This is a genomic window from Glutamicibacter sp. MCAF14, assembly GCF_052114325.1.
GTDB lineage: Bacteria > Actinomycetota > Actinomycetes > Actinomycetales > Micrococcaceae > Glutamicibacter > Glutamicibacter arilaitensis.
Window position 1 is genome coordinate 381,132 of sequence record NZ_JBFREO010000001.1, and the last position, 19,214, is coordinate 400,345.

17 protein-coding genes are annotated in these 19,214 nt (G+C 60.1%); 12 read left to right on the forward strand and 5 right to left on the reverse strand.

Translation table 11 applies throughout. The annotated features are described in order from the left end of the window. Positions 1 to 286: 286 nt before the first annotated feature. Positions 287 to 1,372, forward strand: coding sequence for a carboxylate-amine ligase (locus tag AB4Y71_RS01780; RefSeq protein WP_441717521.1), 1,086 nt, complete (start codon positions 287 to 289; stop codon positions 1,370 to 1,372). Positions 1,373 to 1,475: 103 nt separating this feature from the next. Here the strand turns inward: AB4Y71_RS01780 and AB4Y71_RS01785 are convergent, their stop codons facing one another. The 4 genes from AB4Y71_RS01785 to AB4Y71_RS01800 are packed head-to-tail and all read right to left on the reverse strand — an operon-like array spanning position 1,476 to position 6,252. Further along, entirely contained in the window at positions 1,476 to 3,320 is a 1,845-nt protein-coding gene (locus AB4Y71_RS01785) for an ABC transporter permease subunit (RefSeq protein WP_441717523.1), read from the reverse strand. Between the two features lie 12 nt (positions 3,321 to 3,332). Further along, a complete protein-coding gene (locus tag AB4Y71_RS01790) occupies positions 3,333 to 4,850 on the reverse strand; it encodes an ABC transporter substrate-binding protein (RefSeq protein ID WP_441717525.1) in 1,518 nt (505 codons plus the stop codon). After that, complete coding sequence (locus AB4Y71_RS01795) at positions 4,847 to 5,551, reverse strand: ATP-binding cassette domain-containing protein (RefSeq protein WP_441717527.1); 705 nt, start codon at positions 5,549 to 5,551, stop codon at positions 4,847 to 4,849. The genes AB4Y71_RS01790 and AB4Y71_RS01795 overlap by 4 nt, the downstream gene beginning before the upstream one ends. Beyond that, positions 5,548 to 6,252 carry an ATP-binding cassette domain-containing protein gene (locus AB4Y71_RS01800; RefSeq protein ID WP_441680527.1) on the reverse strand — a complete coding sequence of 235 codons (705 nt, stop codon included), beginning with the start codon at positions 6,250 to 6,252 and terminating at the stop codon, positions 5,548 to 5,550. The genes AB4Y71_RS01795 and AB4Y71_RS01800 overlap by 4 nt, the downstream gene beginning before the upstream one ends. A 596-nt stretch (positions 6,253 to 6,848) precedes the next feature. Here AB4Y71_RS01800 and AB4Y71_RS01805 point away from each other — a divergent pair. The 6 genes from AB4Y71_RS01805 (at position 6,849) to AB4Y71_RS01830 (ending at position 12,448) form a co-directional block, all read left to right on the forward strand. Further along, on the forward strand, positions 6,849 to 7,262 hold the full coding sequence (locus AB4Y71_RS01805; RefSeq protein ID WP_441717529.1) for an MFS transporter: 414 nt from the start codon (positions 6,849 to 6,851) through the stop codon (positions 7,260 to 7,262). A gap of 15 nt (positions 7,263 to 7,277) precedes the next feature. Beyond that, positions 7,278 to 7,490, forward strand: a complete 213-nt coding sequence (locus AB4Y71_RS01810; protein ID WP_441717531.1) for a hypothetical protein — start codon at positions 7,278 to 7,280, stop codon at positions 7,488 to 7,490. A 283-nt stretch (positions 7,491 to 7,773) separates the two neighbouring features. Next, positions 7,774 to 8,757 carry a 2,3-diaminopropionate biosynthesis protein SbnA gene (gene sbnA / locus AB4Y71_RS01815; RefSeq protein ID WP_441717533.1) on the forward strand — a complete coding sequence of 328 codons (984 nt, stop codon included), beginning with the start codon at positions 7,774 to 7,776 and terminating at the stop codon, positions 8,755 to 8,757. Beyond that, positions 8,754 to 10,382: an FAD/NAD(P)-binding protein gene (locus tag AB4Y71_RS01820; protein WP_441717535.1), complete on the forward strand. Its 1,629-nt coding sequence runs from the start codon at positions 8,754 to 8,756 to the stop codon at positions 10,380 to 10,382. Before sbnA ends, AB4Y71_RS01820 begins: the two co-directional genes overlap by 4 nt. After that, the gene (locus tag AB4Y71_RS01825) at positions 10,382 to 11,797 is read left to right on the forward strand and encodes an alanine racemase (protein ID WP_441717537.1); all 1,416 of its coding nucleotides are present in this window, start codon (positions 10,382 to 10,384) and stop codon (positions 11,795 to 11,797) included. The genes AB4Y71_RS01820 and AB4Y71_RS01825 overlap by 1 nt, the downstream gene beginning before the upstream one ends. Before the next feature lie 306 nt (positions 11,798 to 12,103). Further along, positions 12,104 to 12,448: a hypothetical protein gene (locus AB4Y71_RS01830; protein ID WP_441717539.1), complete on the forward strand. Its 345-nt coding sequence runs from the start codon at positions 12,104 to 12,106 to the stop codon at positions 12,446 to 12,448. Positions 12,449 to 12,581: 133 nt separating this feature from the next. Here AB4Y71_RS01830 and AB4Y71_RS01835 read toward each other — a convergent pair whose 3' ends face one another. Then, positions 12,582 to 13,379, reverse strand: a complete 798-nt coding sequence (locus AB4Y71_RS01835; protein WP_441717541.1) for an IclR family transcriptional regulator — start codon at positions 13,377 to 13,379, stop codon at positions 12,582 to 12,584. A 150-nt stretch (positions 13,380 to 13,529) separates the two neighbouring features. Here AB4Y71_RS01835 and AB4Y71_RS01840 point away from each other — a divergent pair, with 150 nt between their 5' ends. The 5 genes from AB4Y71_RS01840 (at position 13,530) to AB4Y71_RS01860 (ending at position 19,095) form a co-directional block, all read left to right on the forward strand. Next, on the forward strand, positions 13,530 to 14,522 hold the full coding sequence (locus tag AB4Y71_RS01840; protein ID WP_441717543.1) for a 2-dehydro-3-deoxygalactonokinase: 993 nt from the start codon (positions 13,530 to 13,532) through the stop codon (positions 14,520 to 14,522). Between the two features lie 41 nt (positions 14,523 to 14,563). Continuing rightward, positions 14,564 to 15,208 (forward strand): 2-dehydro-3-deoxy-6-phosphogalactonate aldolase, encoded by a 645-nt coding sequence (locus AB4Y71_RS01845; protein WP_121867531.1) that lies wholly within the window; start codon positions 14,564 to 14,566, stop codon positions 15,206 to 15,208. After that, complete coding sequence (gene dgoD / locus AB4Y71_RS01850; RefSeq protein ID WP_441717545.1) at positions 15,205 to 16,353, forward strand: galactonate dehydratase; 1,149 nt, start codon at positions 15,205 to 15,207, stop codon at positions 16,351 to 16,353. The genes AB4Y71_RS01845 and dgoD overlap by 4 nt, the downstream gene beginning before the upstream one ends. Before the next feature lie 5 nt (positions 16,354 to 16,358). After that, entirely contained in the window at positions 16,359 to 17,681 is a 1,323-nt protein-coding gene (locus AB4Y71_RS01855) for an MFS transporter (RefSeq protein WP_441717547.1), read from the forward strand. 295 nt (positions 17,682 to 17,976) lie between these two features. After that, positions 17,977 to 19,095, forward strand: coding sequence for a NaeI family type II restriction endonuclease (locus AB4Y71_RS01860; RefSeq protein WP_441717549.1), 1,119 nt, complete (start codon positions 17,977 to 17,979; stop codon positions 19,093 to 19,095). Positions 19,096 to 19,214 lie beyond the last annotated feature (119 nt).

The window sequence follows — 19,214 nt, forward strand, 5'->3', positions numbered from 1 at the left end:
GACGGTTGATAGCTTTTTGTTCCGCGATGCGTACCGGACCGCGATGAGTCGACCATCGCACACTTTGCGACCCGGCGATTGGCGGCTTGTGCCCGGGTGGCAATGCGCTTGGCATCGGCTGGGAAAATCGATCCACGCCTACCCCGATCCGGAATTCAGCGTATGGCCCCCAGCCCAATGCGTTTCTGGAAAATAGCTGTGTTTGGGAGAGGAAAAGCAGGGGGTTGGTTCAGTGCGGTTTAGTGTTCGATTGATATCGATGAGCAGATGAAGAGAACGAGGTCCAATGAACAGAACCTTTGGGATCGAGGAAGAGTTCTTCCTCGTGGATCCCGAGACGTCCGTCCCCATCCCGATGAGCGATGAACTGAGCTCGCAGCTGCTGGGGCAGGAATTGGACGGGACCACGGTGCACCGCGAACTGCTGGCCTCCCAGCTGGAAGTCGTCACCGGGATCTGCACCTCAGCTGCGCAAGCTCATGGTGCCCTGGCTGAACGCAGGGCAGCAATCATGCGCATTTGCCGTGAGCACGGTGTTGCCCCCTTTGCTTCGGGAACTCCGCTGCTGCTTCCGGAAACTGCGCGATTCACTGAGGGCGAGCGCTATGCGAAGATTCATGAATTCGTTCCGGGCATCGCCCGGGAGCACTTCATCAACGGACTGCATATCCATGTTCATGTCCCGGATGCGGAAGCCGGGGTCAGGGCGTTGAATGCCTTGCGCGGCTGGTTGCCGGTGCTCACCGCAATGAGCGCCAACTCGCCAATTTGGAATGGCGAACTGACCGGTTTCGAATCCTGGCGGGCCGTGCACTACCGCCGGTGGTCTGCCTCCGGGATTCCGCCTGCTTTCGAATCTGCTGAAGCATATGGGAAGCACGTCTCGGCGATGGTTGCCTCCGGCGCCCTGCTTGATCCGGGCCACCTGGGATGGTTTGCCCGCTTGTCGGTGAACCATCCGACCATTGAGGTCCGAGCTGCGGATACGCAAATGAAGGCTAGTGAATCAGTAGCGCTGGCGCTGCTGATCCGGGCGATTGTGGATACCGCCGCAACAACACCGGACGTCATGGAACCGCGATCCTCGCACTCTCTTGACCTGGGCCTGTGGCAAAGCGCCAAGGAAGGGGTGTACGGCACCTATTTCGACCCGGCATCCAATACACGCGTTAGCGCCAAGACCATGCTCGAAGGGGTCCTCGACTACGCCTGCAAGCAATTGCATCGCAATGGAGACGAGGAATTCGTGGTCAATTACCTGGCTTCGCTGGCGAATCGGGGAAATGGTGCCCGGCGCCAGCGCGAAAGCTGGCAGCGCGGCGGCGCGAAGCAGGTAATGGACGATGCGGCCGTGCTTTTCGCGCAGAACTGACAGGCCGGACACCGGGTCCGGATTCCAGGCAGGATCGAATGGACCGGGAAAAGATCCCTGAAACCCGGCCGCACTACTGGATCCAGGGTTTTTCGCCATTTGTTCAGCTGCTGGGCACCGTGCCGTCAGCTGGGGCGGCAGAAGTGTCCGCGGGCGCATTCGAAGATGCCGCGGTGGTTCCAGCACCGGTATAGCCAGAATTTTTCGGAGGACGCTGCGAGGAGCTCATCCCCGCGACAGCTACCGCGCAGACCGAGACGAGCACCAGGCACAGGGCTGGTGCCACGGCCGTCCATGGCGCACGCTCCACGTAGCCGATGCCTTCAGCAAGCAGCAGGCCCCACTCCGGGGTTGGCGGCTGGGCGCCGAGCCCGAGGAAACCCAACGCAGCCAAGGCCAGCGCAACACCGGGCAGGCGCAGCAGCCCATGGCGCAGCAAGGGCGCAAGCACCGCAGGCAGCAGGTGCCGGAACCAAATTTGCTCCCGGCCCAAGCCTGCCAGCGGAAGCCAGCGGATGTGCGGCATCGCACGGGCTTCCTCCAGCAAGGAAGCGGCATGAGTGGCCAGTGGCGGCCAGGTCACCCACAGCACCGCGACTGCCGCGCCGCCCACCGAAGGACCGGCCAGAGCCGCAATGATGACGCCGGCGAGAATTGGCGGAGTCGCATTGGCAATCATCGACGGTCCGCGCGAGATGTCGCCGGCCCCGGCCAGCAGCAAGCCAATCAAGACCGCGCACAGCACGATCAAGATGGCCGGGAGAATCGTGCCCAGGGTGCCATGAGCCACCCTGGCCAGCAGATCGCGCCCGCTGGAATCGGCTCCGAACGGCAAGTCCAAGCTTGGCGCCTGGAGCCGCAAGTAGTTGATCGCATAAGGATCCCGGGGAAGTCCCGCGCCTAGCATCGCCAGCAGCGCGGCGCAGCTGAGCCCCGCGGTCCACCGCTGGACCCGGCGGTTGCCTCGTGCCTCGGGCGGTTCGGGAAGCGACCCGGCGGGCAGGGGTCCGCCGCGCAGGACGCGGCGAGCGGCGGCTGCCAGCAACCCGATCAGCAGCGCGGCCGCGGCCATGAACAGCAAACCGCCCTGAAGCGCCGGCAGATCCTGCGCGTTGGCCGAGCCGAGCAGGTAGCGTCCAAGCCCCGGGACGGCGAAAACCTGCTCCACGGCGACCGCGCCGCCGAGCATCCCGATGAAGACCAACCCGAGCTGGTCGATGATGGCCGCCGAAGCCCGGCGAAGCACCCCGGAGAAAATCACCGGGCCCGAGGCGCCAGCCAACCGCCAAATGTCCACCCAGCGTTCGGCCGCCACCGAGGCGATGGAATCGCCGAGCAAGCGCCCCAGCAGCCCTCCAGCAGGGATGCCCAAGGCCAGCGAAGGCAAGATGGCATGCTCGATGCCGCTCCACCCGTAGGGCGGAAGCCACTGCCACTGCACGGCCACGAGCACCAGCAGGAAGCTGGCCAGCAGGAATTCCGGCAGCGCGGTCAGGGCTACTCCCAGCGGGCCCGAACCGGACTGCGGGCGGTCACGCAGCACGCGCAGCGCCGCCGGCAGGATCAGCGCCCCGGCCACGAGCAGGGCAACAACGGTGGCGAAAGCGGTGAGCGTAGCGGACACCGACAGCGCACGCCAGAGGCCAGGGGCAATCTCCGCACCGCTAACCCATGAGGTACCCAAATCTCCTTGCAGCACCCCGGACCACCACCGCCAGCTGGTTGCCAGCGGACCATGATCCAGGCCCAGCTGCTTGCGGACCGCGTCCAGCGCTTGCGCGGTGGGTTCCAACTCGGCGTAGCGCGCACGGAGCACTGCCGCGGCCGGATCGGTACGCGAGAGCCACGGCAGGGCACCTGCCAGCAAAAGCAGCGCCAGCGCACTGAGCAGGCAGGAGAGCACGGGTAGCCCGGAACCGGCCTGTTGGCGGAGGATGGAGAATTTCATGGATTTATTGCTCTACTTGTCATCCAGCTGGGTCTTTGCGGTCACCAGCTGGCGTTCCCGTGGATCCTGTGCAGCGTTGCGCACCGTGGAGCCTTCGCCCTGGATCACGCGCTCATGGAGCAAGGGGATGGCCGCATCAGTGCCCAGGATCTGGGCCTCGGCCAGCATGATGCGCTGCTGCCGTTCGGTCCCGGCTTCGGTCTGCGACGCGATGTCGATAGACTGGTCTACGGACTTGTCGCACAGCTGTGCGATGGAAAAACCGCCGGTGCAGGTGAAGTCCGAGGCCAGGTAGGCTACCGGGTCACCGGAGTCCAGGACGGTGGCGCGCGAGAGGATGAAGGCGTCGAAAGCCCCATCCAGTGCGTCCGCTTCGATGTACTGGTATTCGCGCACATCCTGTTGCACATCGAAGCCGGCCGCTTCGAGTTGCTGCTCCAAGATGACGGCAACCTCAGGCAGCTCGGCGCGGTCGGTGAAGGTGCCCAGGCTGATCTTCACGTCCTTGACCTTGGCCGGCTCGGCGCGCTGTTCCAGCAACTGGCGGTATTCTTCGGATTCACGCAGCTTCGCCGCGTAGGGCAGGGCCGGGCCCAGCAGCCCCTCGGCAACATCGGCGCGGCTCTCGTACACCGATTGCACAATAGCTGCCCGGTCCACCGCGGCGCGTGCGGCCGCGCGGACCGCAGGATCGGCAAAAGGTCCCGCTTCGGTATTCAGGTACAGCGTATTGGTGCGCGGCATCGCAACTTCGGTGAGCAGCTGCTGATCCACGGAGGCGGCCTGGCCGGCCGGGATGGCCTCGGCAATGTCCGCTTCTCCGGTGCGCAGCGCAGCGGCGCGGGCGGTGCCATCGGGCACGAACTTCACGTCGATGCCCGCAGCTGCGGCTGGCTCGCCCCAGTAGCCGTCGTAGCGGTCCAAGGTCGCGCCGGAAATTCCGTCCACGGCCACGATTTGGAAGGGGCCGGTTCCGGTACCTGCCGGATCCACCCCGTTGGCGGTATAGGCCGCAGCATCGAAGATCGCCAGCTGCGGGCTGGACAGGCGCTGGGGCAGCAGCGGGTCCGGATCCGCGGTGGCGACCCGGATTTTCTCTGCGGAGTGCACGTCGACTTCCAGCGTGGTGCCGTTGAGGATGCGCGGTACCGGGGTGGAATCAATGGCCTGCTGCAGGGAATGCGCTGCGGCCTGCGCGGTGAGCGGCTTCCCGTTGTGGAAAGTGACCTCCTGCCGGATGGAGAATTCCCAGACCAGATCGCTAATGCGCTCCCAGCCGGTGGCGAGTCCCGGTTGGGCCGTTCCGTCCTCGTCCAGGGTCACCAGGGTTTCTGCGGCGGACCAGCGCGAGAGCTTGAACGCGTCATCGCTTAGCGGACTGAGCCCTGATCGCGGCGGCTGCATATGCGCCACGCTGATCCGGTCTTCGCCCGAGGCCTGTTCGGCGGCTGCGGAGAAGCAGCCGGTGAGCGACAAGGACGAGCAGATGGCCAGGGCGAGCCAGGCCGGGGTACGGCGGGTAAGTCTCATGCGGGGAAGCTCCTTGGGTGGGTGATGCGGTGTTGGGGCGGGTGGATGTCGATGGTGCGCGAGCATCGCGCGGCCAGCTGCGGATCGTGGGTGACCAGCAGCAAGGTGGTACCGGTCAGTGATGCGGCGGAGAACAGCTGGGTGGCAACCTGTTCGGCGGTGAGTGGATCCAATGCGCTGGTGGGTTCATCGGCGACCAGCACATGGGGCTGCACCGCGACGGCGCGGGCCAGGGCCGCTCGCTGCAGCTGGCCGCCGGACAGTTCCTGCGGGCGTCGGTCCAGCAGGGCCATTTCAAGCTGGGCCAGCTGCGCGGCCATGGAAATCAGCTCCCGGGCATTGCCCCCGGGAACCAAGCGGGAGATGGCCTGCGCCATGGAAGCGCGAACGCTCCAGCGCGGCACGAAGGCCGCGGACGGGTCCTGCGGGACCCCTTGGACCAGCTGGCGCTGGTGCAGCTGGACCGGGCGCCGTGGCCCGACCCCGGCTTCTCCGTGCACCTTGACTTGGCCTGTGGCCGGCGGACGCAGACCGAGGATGATTTCGGCCAGGGTACTCTTCCCGGCCCCGGATTCTCCGGTGATGGCCAGTGTTTGGCCGGCGGGCAGGCTGAAGGACAATGGGGCCAGGACCTGGCGGGTTCCGGTGCCACGCGAATGCGAGGCGCTGACTTCCGCAACCTCTAGTGCGGGGCCGCTCATGCGGTGGCCCGTTGCGCTGCCGCGGACTGGAGAGGGATGATTCTTCCCGAGTCCACGGCCAGCTGCCGGGTGGCCAGCGCCTGGGCTGCCACGGGATCATGGGTGACCATGACCAGGGTTTGCTTTTCGGTCAGGACGCTTTGGAGCATTGACAGGGTGCGGTCTCGTGAGCTGTGATCCAGCGCGCTGGTTGGTTCATCGGCCAAGATCAGCGGCGCACCGCTGAGCACTGCTAGTGCGATGGCTGCGCGTTGCCCCTGTCCTCCGGAGAGCTCGGCAGGACGCCTGCGAAGCAGTCTCGGATCATCGAGCCCCACGGCGGCGAGGACTTCGCCAACCCGGTGCGCGGAAGCGGCGGTGGCCTTGGCCAGTTGCCGGCCCAGGGGCAGCAGCGGATGCAGGGCGTCTTGTCCGCGCTGTGGAATGTAGCCGATGCGCGCAGCCTGGCAGGTGCGGGTGCCGCAGAATTCCAGCGCGGGCGCCCAGCGTCCGGTGATCATGGACAAGAGCAGGGACTTTCCGGCTCCCGAGGGGCCGGTGATGACGACGCGTTCTGCTGGATATAGCGTGAGTTCATCGACCGCCAGCAGTGGTTGCGCACTTGCACGCACGGACAGGCGGGCGTTTCGCAGCTGGAAGACCGGATGGCCTGGTGATGGCTCGCCGCGCAAGGAAACTTGAGCGGCATTTTCGTTATTCATAATGAGAATGATTATCACTTAAGTATTCAGCTGAGAGCAAATCGCTGCGATATTCCAACGACGCGGAACCGCATGAGCAAGATGGAGGCTTTCCCAACGCCGTACCCGATCCCGGATGATGGTCCCGCGGGCAAGGCACCTGCCTTCCATGGTTGCCGCTGAGAAACATGGAGGAATCCCTGGTGAAGGATTTCGCCGAGCAGCCAGCAGGCCCCCGGCGCCTGCCAAAAGATATCCGGGCAGCCAAGCTTGGACCCGTGCACGCGTTGACATCATATTGGCGCTGTACGGTGCGTGGCGCCGGAAGGTGAAGCAGGCATGGCATTGTTCTTTCCCGAAAACAGCCGGGCAGCAACGGTGCCATCGCGGACCCGCGTACGGTGAAGTATCTGGAATCTGGAATGGCATCTGTTGCCACGGAGGACCCGCAAGCTCCACCCGGCGGCAGGTGCGCTGGCAGTTCTTTTGCCCCTTGTAGCATCTGGAATGCAGTCCTGCCATCAGGGCAAGGAAGACAATCCTCCGTGGGTGCCTTGGGCCATCGATTTTGGGGCGCAGGAAGGTGCTTCCGGGACACTCACACCCGAGGGGGAACCATGAGTACTTCAGCTTCGATACCAGGGCGCATGACAAGCGAGCAGAAACGCGTCGCTGGCGCCACGATGGTTGGCGTGACGGTCGAATGGTATGACTATTTCATCTATGCCAATGCTGTGGCCCTCGTACTGGCTCCGCAATTCTTCACCCTGGCCGAAGGATCGCTGGGTTCCATCATCGCTTTCGCCACCGTGGGCATCAGCTTCCTCTTCAGGCCCCTGGGCGCCATCGTGATGGGCCGGGTCGGCGACAAGTACGGACGCCGTGCAGTGCTGATCATCACCTTGGTCTTGATGGGTGTCGGCACCACGCTGGTCGGCCTGCTGCCGACCTATGCGAGCATCGGCATCTGGGCACCGATTCTCTTGATCATCCTGCGTATCGTCCAAGGCTTCTCCGCCGGCGGGGAGTAGGGCGGTGCGGCCCTGATGGGAGTGGAGCACGCGCCGGATCATGCCCGCGGCAAGTTCGATACCACCGTGGCGGTCTCGATTTACCTGTTCATTTGGGTGGGCGCCTCGTTGATTGCAACGCTGATGCTGAAGGACCGTACCGGTGCAGACCTGTATCCGAGTGAAGGCAACGATGGGAACGCCGCTGGGGGATTGGGGGAACCCGCCGGTCCTGACCACCTCGGCTAGCATTCCGTAGTTCATTCGAGGATTCATTGCAGTACAAGGCGCCGCCCAATCTAGGACATCACCGGTTGGGCGGCGTTTTTGCGGGCAAGCGTCGCGAACACTAGTGGGACTGCCGGGAAGATGCTTGAAGATTTCCTGTGGTTCTGTGATTCCCCTAGCCAGCAACGGTACACAGTCATAGACTTTCCAAAAATGGGCGAAATCGGGTGATCACGTTCCTGCATTTGAAAAGCAAGTTTGTTGGAATTTCTCCGTCAGAATGCGAGCGAGCATCATGGAAAGCATGGGAACCCTGAGTCCCTTCAACTCACCAGTGGTGAAACTGGAACGTCTCTTTGAAGCGCCGAATATTGAAATCTTCGCCAAGCTGGATTTGCTGCAGCTATCCGGCAGCACCAAGGAACGTACGGCGGGCAGCCTGATTGACGCGTTCATGAAATCTGGCGAGCTGAAGCCGGGCGGAATGGTCATCGAGTCGACCTCCGGGAACCTCGGCATCGCGCTGTCTCGGCAGTGCGTGGTGCGCGGAATCCAGTTTGTCGCTGTCGTTGACGAGAACGCCAACAAATCAGCGATAGACATCATGCGGGCCTACGGTGCCACCGTTGACTTGGTAGTCAATCAACCTGACGGGAACAAGCTGGCTGCTCGCCGGCAGCGGGTGCAAAAACTGCTGGCAGAGAACCCGGGAGCGGTGACCACCAACCAATACGGGTCCCCGAATAATCCTCGTGCGCACTATTCCTCCACCATGCCCGAAATCCTGGATGCCTTGGATGGAAATCTGGACATGCTTTTTGTCGCGACCAGCACTACCGGAACCATTTTGGGGTGCCAGAATTACATTCGCGAGCATGGCTTGGACACGAAGCTGGTTGCCGTGGATGCACTCGGCTCAGTGCTCTTCGGCGGAGAGTCCGGAAACCGTCGCTTGCCTGGGCTGGGCGCGGGCATTGTCCCCGAGCTGGCACTGCAGGCCGAACCTGACCGTGTCTTCAGAATCTCTGAAATAGAAATGGTCCGCGGATGCCGGGCACTTGCCCGCAGTGAAGGCATCCTTGCGGGTGCATCGACCGGAGCAATCGTCGCTGCCATGGAGCAGATGCTCCCGGAGATTCCCGACGGTTCGCGCATAGCCTTCCTTGTCCATGATTCCGGGGTTCCCTATCTGCACAGCGTCTACAACGATGAATGGGTACGCCAGACACTGGGGGAGCAGCCAGAAGCCGAAGGCATTTCGGCTCTTGAAGACCAGCCGGTGCAATGACACGCATTGCGATGATCGGTGGCGGACCGAAATGCCTGTTCGCGTTGCTTGCACTTAATGATGCCCTCGAAGAATACCCGGACTTGGAGGTGCGGGTGGATGTCTATGACCCGTATCCGCCAGGGGCCGGACGAGTGTGGAACACCAAGCAGCCGCGGGAATTGCGGTTAAACGTGAATCCGCGCATTATCGATGCTTCCTCGAGCCTGTGCTCGAAGACCTTCAACCAATGGCATGCACGGACAGGAACCGGTTCGGATGAGGACGCCTATCCGCCGCGTGCCCTTGTGGGGCAGTACCTTGCCGTGCAGTTTGATCTGCTCGCAAGCCAAGGAACGCTGCAGGTGCAGCATCGCGCAGTTGAAGCCACGGGAATCAACCGCCGCGGGCCGCTGTGGGAAGTGGAAAGCGCACAAGGAAGCGAGCTCTATGACGAGGTAGTGCTTGCCACCGGGCACGGCCTGAGCGGATATCTTCCCCCGGATTCGCCGGAGGGATCATTGCCTGCCGCTGCACTCACTGTGGAATGCGAGCCTGCGATGGATGCTGCCGTGCCCGCGGGAAGCAACGTCATGCTCAGGGGATCTGCGCTCACCGCATATGACGTTGTCCTGCACCTGACCGAGGGACGAGGCGGAACCTGGGACAGGATCAGCGACGAGGGCATGGAAGCCTTGCGCTATCGGCCCGGCGGAAGCGAACCTGCATCGATAACCATGACTTCTCGCAGCGGCATTCCGATGACTCCAAAACCGAATGAACGTCCGCGGAAGTTGGAGCGCATCCTCGACCATTATCGAGACAAAGTCCGCCGGTGGGGAGAAGAACGACACCTCAATGATGCGGGCAAACCGGCTTCGAATACTCAGATGGATGCACTGTGGCGGCTCCTGCTCTCCTGCGCGGTGGCATGCGCTGAAGCAATGGGTGCGCCACTGACTGGAAACGATCTGCAGACAGCACTGCAAACCGGGATATCCACTCGAATGTCGGCTCAGCCGTCGCCTGCAGAACAACTTCGTGAAAGCCTGCAGATCAACCACGGACGACAAAGCCCGAGCCCGGAATGGCTGTGGGGAACCGTCTGGTCCGGGCTGTACTCCCAGTTGGTGGAAGCCTTGTCCCGAATCAGCTGGACCGGAGAGGAGCGAAAGCAATTCAAGGTGTTCGCTGCGAACCTTGAACGCATGGCTTTCGGGCCACCAGAGCCCACCGCAATGAAGCTGCTCGCTCTCTTCAACGCAGGAATTCTCAAGCATGAGGAGCTTTCCCACGCAGGAGGGTCCCCAACGCAGGTAGTTGTCGATGCCGTGACAGCGCCGGCTGGAGTTCTCCACCTGTCGCAGGCCCAGGGGGCAGGAGCCAGCAGCTTGTACCGCAAGCTCTTAGCAGCTGGGGAGGTGAGCATCAGGGCCGGGGAACGAGGCCTGCTCACCGATATAGATGGAACCTGCATGGACGCGGCTGGTGAACGCAACGAGGCTTTGGCAGCAATTGGCCGCCCCACTGAGGACCCCACGCTGGGACATGACACCTTGAACCGGCAGCTGCATCCTGGATACGAAAATTGGGCACGACGAATAGTGCGGCAGCTGGCCGCTTCACAAGAGAAAGTAGTCCATTGATGCAACCGATGATGCATGGAACTGCCCCATTGGCCGCACGCCTTGAACCGTGGATGGAAAAGGTGATTTCAGATCCGGATCTATGCAAGGAATTGATCAAGCGATACGGTTCGCCCTTGAACCTGCACGATTACTCCTCGATGGGCAGGAACATCGCTGAACTGCGTGCAGCTGCCGAGGCACATGAGATCGACTTCCAGATCTACCTGGCTCGGAAGGCCAACAAGACCCTGGGAGCCATCGACAAGGCGATTGCAGAAGGGTGCGGGATCGATGTTGCCAGCTACAACGAACTAGACCAATGCCTCAACCGCGGGGTGCCAACAGAGCGGCTCATTGTCACCGCAGCCGTGAAATCAGCGGCATTGCTGCGCATGGCTGTAGAACATGGGGTCGTGATCAGCCTGGACAACGTGGATGAAGCGACCGAACTGCTGGAAATCGCAGGGGAGTCCGAACAACGTGTCGCTGTCGCGCTTCGGCTGGCATCGGATAATCCGGCAATCCCGCCCACGCGCTTCGGGCTCAGGGCCGATCAGTGGCTCAGCTTCTTGGAGCAGGCCGATAAGCCAGGAAAGCTCAAGGTTGATGGCATCCATTTCCACCTCAACGGATACGACGGCACGCAGCGGGCTTTGCTGGTTGCCGAGTCCTTGGAACTCATTGGCGATCTGCGAGAACTTGGCCAAGAGCCAACCTTCGTGGACATGGGAGGCGGCATCCCCATGTCCTATCTCGACGATGAAAACCAGTGGGCTGGTTTCTGGGAGGCGCTCGCCGAACTGCCAGAGGGCGACGAATCCTTGACTTGGAAATCAGACCGGCTGGGGGCAAGTGGACCTGAAGCCAGCTCCGCCGTGTATCCGTATCATCAGAAAGTGATCCGTGGCGGGTGGCTTCGAAAGATCCTGGAGACAAGGGACTCCACGACCCAGAAAACGGTTGCCCAGATGCTGAGGGCGAGCGGAATCCAACTTCGGTGCGAGCCTGGAAGATCGCTCTTGGATGGTTGCGGACTGACCCTCGCGGAAGTTGCCTTTACCAAGACTCGCAGCGATGGCGCACCTTTGGTTGGGTTGCACATGAATAGAACTCAATGCCGCTCGACTTCCGCCGATTTCCTGCTGGATCCGCTGCTGATCCCCACGGGTTCCGGCAGGCAGGAGCGGGAGCCATGCGACGGTTTTCTGGTGGGCGCGTATTGCATTGAAGAAGAGCTGATCCTGCGCAGGAGATTCGAGTTCCCGCTAGGAGTTGGCAAAGGTGACATCGTGGCGTTCCCGAATACGGGAGGCTATTTGATGCATATTATCGAGAGTGCTTCGCACCAGCTGCCGTTGGCCAAAAACGTGCGGCTGGAGGGACGGGAGGCGATCCTCGACTGCATTGAGGAAGCTGGTGCCAGCCTGCGATAGCCAGCATCAGCGTCCCCGGGGCAAGCAGTGCCCAGCGGCGCATTAGCCCACGTGGACCCTCGGGCGGCGTTGCAGATTCGGTTCCGCTTCGCGCAGCACTTCACGAGTCAACGGTGCGATTTCGCACTGTCCAAGGAAGATGGACTTGGCAAGGTTCAACAACGGAATCGGACCTCGTCAAGCATTGTGCCGGCCACATGCGCTTCAATACGAAGGGCCGATCCTGCGGGTGGACCGACGGCTTTGGAATCTTTTTGAATTATTTGACTACCGGCTTGCCCAAGAAGTGCGGGACAGCATCAGCAAATGTCCGGCGCGGAACCGGCTCAGTCGGCTTTCCAGGATTGGAGCGCAATAGAGCGGTCCCGGCATTTCCGGCGGCTTCCCAGCGAAGTCTGGCATTTGCTCTTCCTTGCCAAGAAGCACTATGCAGGGGCGGTGCTCGCCTTGCCTAGCGAGCGAGGCCGCGTAGAAGCAGTGGCAATTCTCATCGAAGCTGGCTTGCCACTTGAGCTGGTGGATCATTTCAAGGGTGCCCCAGGCAGGTGCATGCGCCAAAGTGATTTTGGCCAGTTATCTGCGGCCGCCACCACGCACGAGAATTCGGATTTCGCGGTGCAGGCGAGCGCTATGCCTGCTGGTATTCCATGAGCCTTGCACGCAGGGCCGCCAGGAGCATCTCCAATCCGATTTCGAATGCCTGGTTGTTGCGCACGACGCCCTTGGGTATTTCCTGACCGAATTGGGAATGGGGTACCGCTTCATTCCGTGAGCGCGCCCAGGCCTAGAAGGTCTTGCCCGAGTAGCCGAGCTTGCGCGAAATCTGCGCTGCCGTGGAACCCATCACTGATTTGAGGGCTTTCATGCGTTCATCGGGCATATACGGGTTGGTGGCGGACATGCTGATGGCGGCGATGATCTTCCCGCTGCCATCGCGGATCGGCGCGGCGACACAGCGGATGCCCAGTTCATTGTCTTCCAGATCCAGTGCGATGCCTTCACGCGCGTAGGTTTTCATCCGGGCCAGGAAGGCTTCCTTGGTTTGGTCCGAGGCCTGTTCCACCGGGGATTCCGCATCAAAGGTGGATTCCCAGCGTTCGGCATCATCGAGCAGTAGCGCCTTGCCGATGCCGGTGCGGCTCAGCGGCATGCGCTGGCCCACCCGCGAGCGCATCTGTGCGCCGCGTGTTCCGGGAACCTTGTCCACGTACAGCACCTGGGCTTCGTCCTCCACCGCGAGGTGGACCGTGTCCTGGTATTTGCGGGCGAGCTCCTCGAGGATGGGCTTGGCGATCACCGGAACCGGGCTCTGGTACAGGGCGTGGAATCCCAGCTCGATCAGTGCCGGGCCCAAGCTGAAGTCGGTGCCGTGGGTGCTGCGCAGGAAGCCGCGCTGTACCAGGAGCTTCACCATGCGCTGCGCCGCGCTCTTGCCGATATCCGCCGCGGCTGCGACTTCATTCAAGTTGGTGGCCCCACGGCCGACGGCGCGCAGAATGTCCAGCCCGCGTGCCAGGGTGAGTGTCCCGGGCGGGGGAGCATCTGCCATTTCACCTGTATTTATTTCAGACTCATTGGCCATGATGCGCCCCTTTGGCAAAATTGATGACTTCTCTTTATCCCACTATATACAACGCCTTTTGAACTATTGGGATAGCTCCGTCACTATTCACTTGTGAAGGGGAGCACATCGATGAGTCGATGTGCGGACCGCCAAATGGAAACAGGAGTTATGACAAACATCGCCGAAGCCCAGTTGATTGCCTTGGACTGGGGAACCACATCCGCGCGTGCCTATCTCATGGGCCGCGACGGAGACACCGTGGCGGAACGCAACTCCTCGCTGGGAATCATGGACGTGGCAGCAAAGACCAAAGCGGAATCGTTGCCGTTGGCCCTGGCCTTCGAAAAGGCGCTGGCAGAATTATGCGGCGACTGGCTGGAGCGCTTTGAAACCATCCCGGTCATCGCCTGCGGCATGGTGGGCAGCCAGCAGGGCTGGGCGGAAGCGGAGTACCGGCCAGTGCCAGCAAACCTGGCTGACCCGGACTACGCAATGGCAACTGTCCAGGTTGCACCAAATCGACTCATGCACATCATCCCCGGCGTCCTGGACCGCAAAGAACTTCCCGATGTCATGAGGGGAGAAGAAACCCAGATCCTGGGAGCGGTGGAACTTGGCGGCAACGCGCTGCATGAAGCGGAAGAGCAATTGTTTTTGCTTCCAGGCACCCATTCCAAGTGGGTCAAGGTCAGTGGGCGGACGATTACCGGATTCTCCACATCCATGACGGGGGAGACCTACGCATTGCTTAGTTCCAGGTCCATCCTGTCCAAGCTCATCGAGCCCACGGATGCAGTGGATTGGAATGCCTTTGAACGCGGAGTACGGATAGCCCAGTCGCCGGCCGGCTCAGCGGATCTGATGCTGACGGCGTTCTCCGCCCGGACCTTGGTCTTGACCGGTGGCTTGAAAAAAACCGAGGTCAGCGACTATCTCTCGGGACTCATGATTGGCGCCGAGATCCGTTCGGTCCTTGGTATGGCGCGGGGCACCGCATTCCCGGGCGTGACCATCTGCGGCAACAAGGAACTCAGCGCCAGATACGCCACAGCACTCAAGATTTTTGGAATTGATCAAATACGCGAGTTCCAGGGAACCGCCCCGCGAGGCATGTGGGCAGTTGCTTGTGCGCAGGGATTAGTGCAGACCACCACTGTCTAGGCCCAGCCCGTTGAACGATGTAAACAAGGAAAGGATTTGCCGTGAATGAACGTGCGACAGCTTTGAAGACTGCGGGTCTAGTTGCCATTTTGCGAGGTCTTCAGCCAGCAGAAGCCCAAGCGGTGGGCGAAGCGCTCTATGCCAGTGGATTCCGCTCGCTGGAAGTGCCGCTGAATTCCCCGCAGCCGCTAAAGAGTATCGAAATTCTGCGCAGCGTGCTGCCCGAGGATGCGGTAGTTGGCGCTGGTACTGTGCTGACCGTGGAACAAGTCCGTTCATGCCATGGGGCTGGTTCCCAGATCATCGTTTCACCGAACACCAACGTGAATGTCATCCGGGAAACGGTGGCCTTGGGCATGGATTCCTTCCCGGGAGCCGCCACACCGAGCAACGCTTTCGACGCCATCGAAGCCGGAGCAGAAAACGTCAAGATATTTCCTGCCGAGCAAGTGGGGCTCGCAGGATTCAAAGCCTGGACCGCTGTGCTTCCCGCTGATATCGGCTTGATCCCTGTTGGGGGAATCAATGAGAAGAACATGACGCAGTGGGTAGACGCCGGAGCCACAGGTTTCGGTATTGGCTCGTCCCTCTACAAGTCCGGACGAAGCCTTCAAGAACTGAGCACAAGGGCAGACAAGCTTGTCCATGCCTACCAAACGATCCATGAGATGAGGAAGTCTGCATGAAAATCACAAAACTGACCACGTACATGGTGCCACCTCGCTGGCTGTTCCTGAAGATCGAAACCGATGAGGGAATTGTCGGCTGGGGCGAGCCAGTGCTCGAAGGCCGCGCATCCACTGTGGCCGCAGCAGTTGAGGAACTTTCGGATTACCTCATCGGCCAGGACCCGCGGAACATCGAAGACCTGTGGACCGTCATGTACCGCGGTGGTTTCTACCGCGGTGGCGGCATCATGATGAGCGCCCTGGCCGGCATCGACCAGGCGCTGTGGGACATCAAGGGCAAAGCCCTTGGGGTTCCTGCCTATGAGCTACTCGGTGGCAAGGTGCGCGACAAGATCCGCGTGTACTCATGGATTGGCGGCGACCGCCCGTCGGATACCGCAGCCGCCGCGAAGGCCGCTGTTGAACGTGGCTTCACTGCAGTGAAAATGAACGGCACCGAAGAACTCCAGTACATCGATACCTGGGACAAGGTTCAGGGGTGCTTGGAGAACGTTCAGGCTGTCCGCGACGCGGTAGGCGAGAACGTGGGCATTGGCGTTGACTTCCACGGTCGCGTGCACAAGCCAATGGCTAAGGTTCTGCTCAAGGAGCTAGAGCCGTTTAAGCTGATGTTCATTGAAGAACCGGTACTCAGCGAAAACGTGAACTCCATGCTGGAGCCATTGTGCAATTCCAGCACTCCGATTGCCTTGGGCGAACGGCTGTTCTCCCGTTGGGACTTCAAGGATGTCTTGGCCAGCGGAGCGGTGGACATCATTCAGCCGGATCCCTCGCACTGTGGCGGCATCACCGAAGCCCGCAAGATTGCGGCGATGGCTGAAGCCTATGACGTTGCAGTCGCCTTGCACTGCCCACTGGGCCCAATCGCTCTAGCCGCGAACCTGCAGATCGATGCCGGTGCATACAACGCCTTTATCCAGGAGCAATCCCTGGGAATCCACTACAACAAATCCAACGATCTACTTGACTACGTCAATGATCCGTCGGTCTTCGCCTACGAGGATGGCATGGTTGCCATCCCTGAAGGTCCGGGTCTGGGCATTGATGTAAATGAAGAGTACGTCATTGAACGCGCAGCTGAAGGTCATCGCTGGCGCAACCCAATTTGGCGTCACAAGGACGGATCCTTCGCAGAATGGTAAATCGTATGTCTCAGTCGACACTGTCGTCAGCTGCAACACTTAAGAGCGCCGGCAAAGCTACAAAGACGCGCTACGCCGTAGCCTTCATGTTGTTCCTCACCGTAGTAATCAACTACATGGATCGTTCAAACCTCTCGGTTGCAGCGCCGTTGATCTCCGAAGAATTCGGCCTGGACACAGCACAGCAAGGCCTGTTGCTCTCTGCCTTTGGCTGGACCTACGCGGCCATGCAGCTACCGGGCGGTTGGCTGGTAGACCGCGTTCAGCCTCGTCTGCTGTACCCAATTTGCCTGGTGCTGTGGTCGGTGGCCACAATCTTCATGGGCATGGCCGGAAGCTTCATTGCTTTGATCGTGTTGCGAATGGCTGTCGGTGGCTTTGAAGCCCCTGCGTACCCAATCAACAACAAGGTGGTCACTGCCTGGTTCCCTGAACGTGAGCGCGCCACCGCTATTGGCTTCTACACCTCTGGCCAGTTCATAGGTCTCGCGCTGCTGACCCCGGTCCTGCTGTGGCTTCAGCATGCATTGACCTGGCACTGGGTCTTCGTGGTCACCGGTGCGGTAGGCGTCGTATGGGGCCTGATCTGGTTCGTCATGTACCGGAATCCGGTGGATTCCAAGAGAGTCAATGCCGCTGAAATCGAGTACATCCGCGAGGGCGGCGGACTTGTTGACCTTGGCAGCAAGAAGGCCAAGACGCTTGCACCGAAGCTGAGCAAGGCTGACTTTGCCTTGGTCTTGGGACGCAAGAAGCTGTGGGGAATCTATATTGGCCAGTTCTGCCTGACCTCCACGTTGTGGTTCTTCCTGACATGGTTCCCAACCTACTTGGTGACCTACCGTCAGATGGACTACATCAAGACGGGATTCCTGACGTCGCTTCCATTCATCGCGGCGTTGGCCGGTGTACTGATCAGTGGTGTTCTCTCTGACCTCATGCTCAAGCGTGGGGTGAGCCTGGGTACTTCCCGCAAGCTGCCAATCATCACCGGACTGTTGCTTTCCATGAGCATGATTGGTGCAATCTTCACGGACAGCACCGCACTGGTCATCACCTTCATGTCTATTGCCTTCTTCGGCAATGGCCTGGCTTCGATTACCTGGTCTTTGGTATCTGCACTGGCACCGTCTCGCCTGATTGGTTTGACCGGTGGAATGTTCAACTTCATCGGTAACCTCTCCTCAATCGCCACCCCGATTGTGATTGGTCTGTTGGTTTCGGCTACCGACTTCGGTCCCGCCTTCATTTACATGACAGTGATTGCAGCCATCGGAATCCTCTCCTACGTGTTCCTGGTTGGAAAGGTTCAGCGCGTCGATGGCTAGCAGTTTTCGAATTACAGAGGCTGGGCTTCGAATCCTCTTCTAGGAATCGAAGCCCAGCCTCTGGATTTTCTAGTTCAGAAGAGCGCCTTGATGTCCTATGCTCAGCATAACGGGTTCATATGTGGGCCTGTGCTGCCATCCTCAACCGAGAACCGGCTGGCTGTGATGAATGAGGAAATATCGGAGGCCAAGATGATCGCTGTAGCAGCAAAAGCATTCGGTGCAGAAAACGATCACTTGTACTTATACTAAACGACGTACAGCACGTTCGGTGTCCTTCGTGAAGAGTTCCTCTTTGCATCCGAGTATCAAGCGTTCAAGCCAGCAGTGCGAGGAGCATGTCAGTGCAATCCCACGTGGCGATGTGACGATTTTCAGGAAGTTCATTCGAGAGCACCGCGGTGATACGGCCACGTACCTACGAGAATTTCTGGACAAGACCTGTGGAACAGTCAACTCCGAACTCAGCTACGATAGTGGCATGCAAGAGTCGTTACTTGGAAATGATCTCTCATCAGTTGATTCGCCGCTTGAAGAAGTCTTGGCATGGCTAGCAGGTGAGGACCCAAATGGCGATCGAATGGCCCAAGTCTTTCGTGAGACCTTCGATCAGCTCTACGACGGGCAGCGTACGGGTCGATATCGATGGGATCAACTGTATAAGACTGAAAAAACGCACTTTGGAACGCTGATTGAAATTAATCTCCAACGAGAGTTTAAGTTCGATGATGGCGTGATTATGGACTACCGAATTGCGGGCCACGAAGTCGATTGCAAGTATTCGGCAACTGCGAGTTGGATGCTACCGCCTGAGAGCATTGATCATTTAATTCTCGGTTCAGTGGCTAGTGACAAAAAATCCGAATGGAGCATGGGCCTCGTACGTGCGGCTATGGAGAATAGAAATATAGGGCAAAACCGCGATCAGAAAGGCACATTGAGTGCGCTCGGAAAGCAGCGAATTAGGTGGATTCGCAAGTCTGCACCGATGCCTCCAAACGTTCTGCTGAAAATCTCCGATGACGATGTAGCCAATATTTTTGCCCCAAAAAGTGGCCAAGAGCGTATCAATCAGCTGTTCCGTATAGCGATGAATAAGAGGATTTCGAGAAACGTTGTCGCTACCGTCGCGCAACAAAGCGACTACATGAAAAGGGTTCGCGCCAATGGAGGTGCCAGGAGCACTTTGCAGTCGGAGGGCATCATCATATTGTCGGGCGATTACAAGCGCCAGGTTGCTATCGCGCAAGATCTGGGTTGCACTGTTCCGGCGCGAGGAGAAATGGTGAGTGTGAGAGTAGCCAAAGTAGACATTGCAATCGCGGATAGCGTTGAAATTGAAGGTGAACGTTGGGTATTGCGCAATGACATGAGCGGACGTAACGGGCTCGCTCCATTCGTGCGAAGCCAATAAGATTATCGCAATTTACTTGTCATTCGACACATCCGGATTAGACGAGAATCTGACCTTACAGTGCTGACAGCTGATTAGCAGGCCATCCTGTCGTATGCATCAGCGAGAATGAGAATAGA

What these genes read in the sequence shown, in the direction of transcription:
- AB4Y71_RS01780 (WP_441717521.1), top strand. Translation starts at nt 287, where the DNA reads ATGAACAGAACCTTTGGGATCGAGGAAGAGTTCTTCCTCGTGGATCCC.
- AB4Y71_RS01785 (WP_441717523.1), bottom strand. Translation starts at nt 3,320, where the DNA reads ATGAAATTCTCCATCCTCCGCCAACAGGCCGGTTCCGGGCTACCCGTG.
- AB4Y71_RS01790 (WP_441717525.1), bottom strand. Translation starts at nt 4,850, where the DNA reads ATGAGACTTACCCGCCGTACCCCGGCCTGGCTCGCCCTGGCCATCTGC.
- AB4Y71_RS01795 (WP_441717527.1), bottom strand. Translation starts at nt 5,551, where the DNA reads ATGAGCGGCCCCGCACTAGAGGTTGCGGAAGTCAGCGCCTCGCATTCG.
- AB4Y71_RS01800 (WP_441680527.1), bottom strand. Translation starts at nt 6,252, where the DNA reads ATGAATAACGAAAATGCCGCTCAAGTTTCCTTGCGCGGCGAGCCATCA.
- AB4Y71_RS01805 (WP_441717529.1), top strand. Translation starts at nt 6,849, where the DNA reads ATGAGTACTTCAGCTTCGATACCAGGGCGCATGACAAGCGAGCAGAAA.
- AB4Y71_RS01810 (WP_441717531.1), top strand. Translation starts at nt 7,278, where the DNA reads ATGGGAGTGGAGCACGCGCCGGATCATGCCCGCGGCAAGTTCGATACC.
- sbnA (WP_441717533.1), top strand. Translation starts at nt 7,774, where the DNA reads ATGGGAACCCTGAGTCCCTTCAACTCACCAGTGGTGAAACTGGAACGT.
- AB4Y71_RS01820 (WP_441717535.1), top strand. Translation starts at nt 8,754, where the DNA reads ATGACACGCATTGCGATGATCGGTGGCGGACCGAAATGCCTGTTCGCG.
- AB4Y71_RS01825 (WP_441717537.1), top strand. Translation starts at nt 10,382, where the DNA reads ATGCAACCGATGATGCATGGAACTGCCCCATTGGCCGCACGCCTTGAA.
- AB4Y71_RS01830 (WP_441717539.1), top strand. Translation starts at nt 12,104, where the DNA reads ATGTCCGGCGCGGAACCGGCTCAGTCGGCTTTCCAGGATTGGAGCGCA.
- AB4Y71_RS01835 (WP_441717541.1), bottom strand. Translation starts at nt 13,379, where the DNA reads ATGGCCAATGAGTCTGAAATAAATACAGGTGAAATGGCAGATGCTCCC.
- AB4Y71_RS01840 (WP_441717543.1), top strand. Translation starts at nt 13,530, where the DNA reads ATGACAAACATCGCCGAAGCCCAGTTGATTGCCTTGGACTGGGGAACC.
- dgoD (WP_441717545.1), top strand. Translation starts at nt 15,205, where the DNA reads ATGAAAATCACAAAACTGACCACGTACATGGTGCCACCTCGCTGGCTG.
- AB4Y71_RS01855 (WP_441717547.1), top strand. Translation starts at nt 16,359, where the DNA reads ATGTCTCAGTCGACACTGTCGTCAGCTGCAACACTTAAGAGCGCCGGC.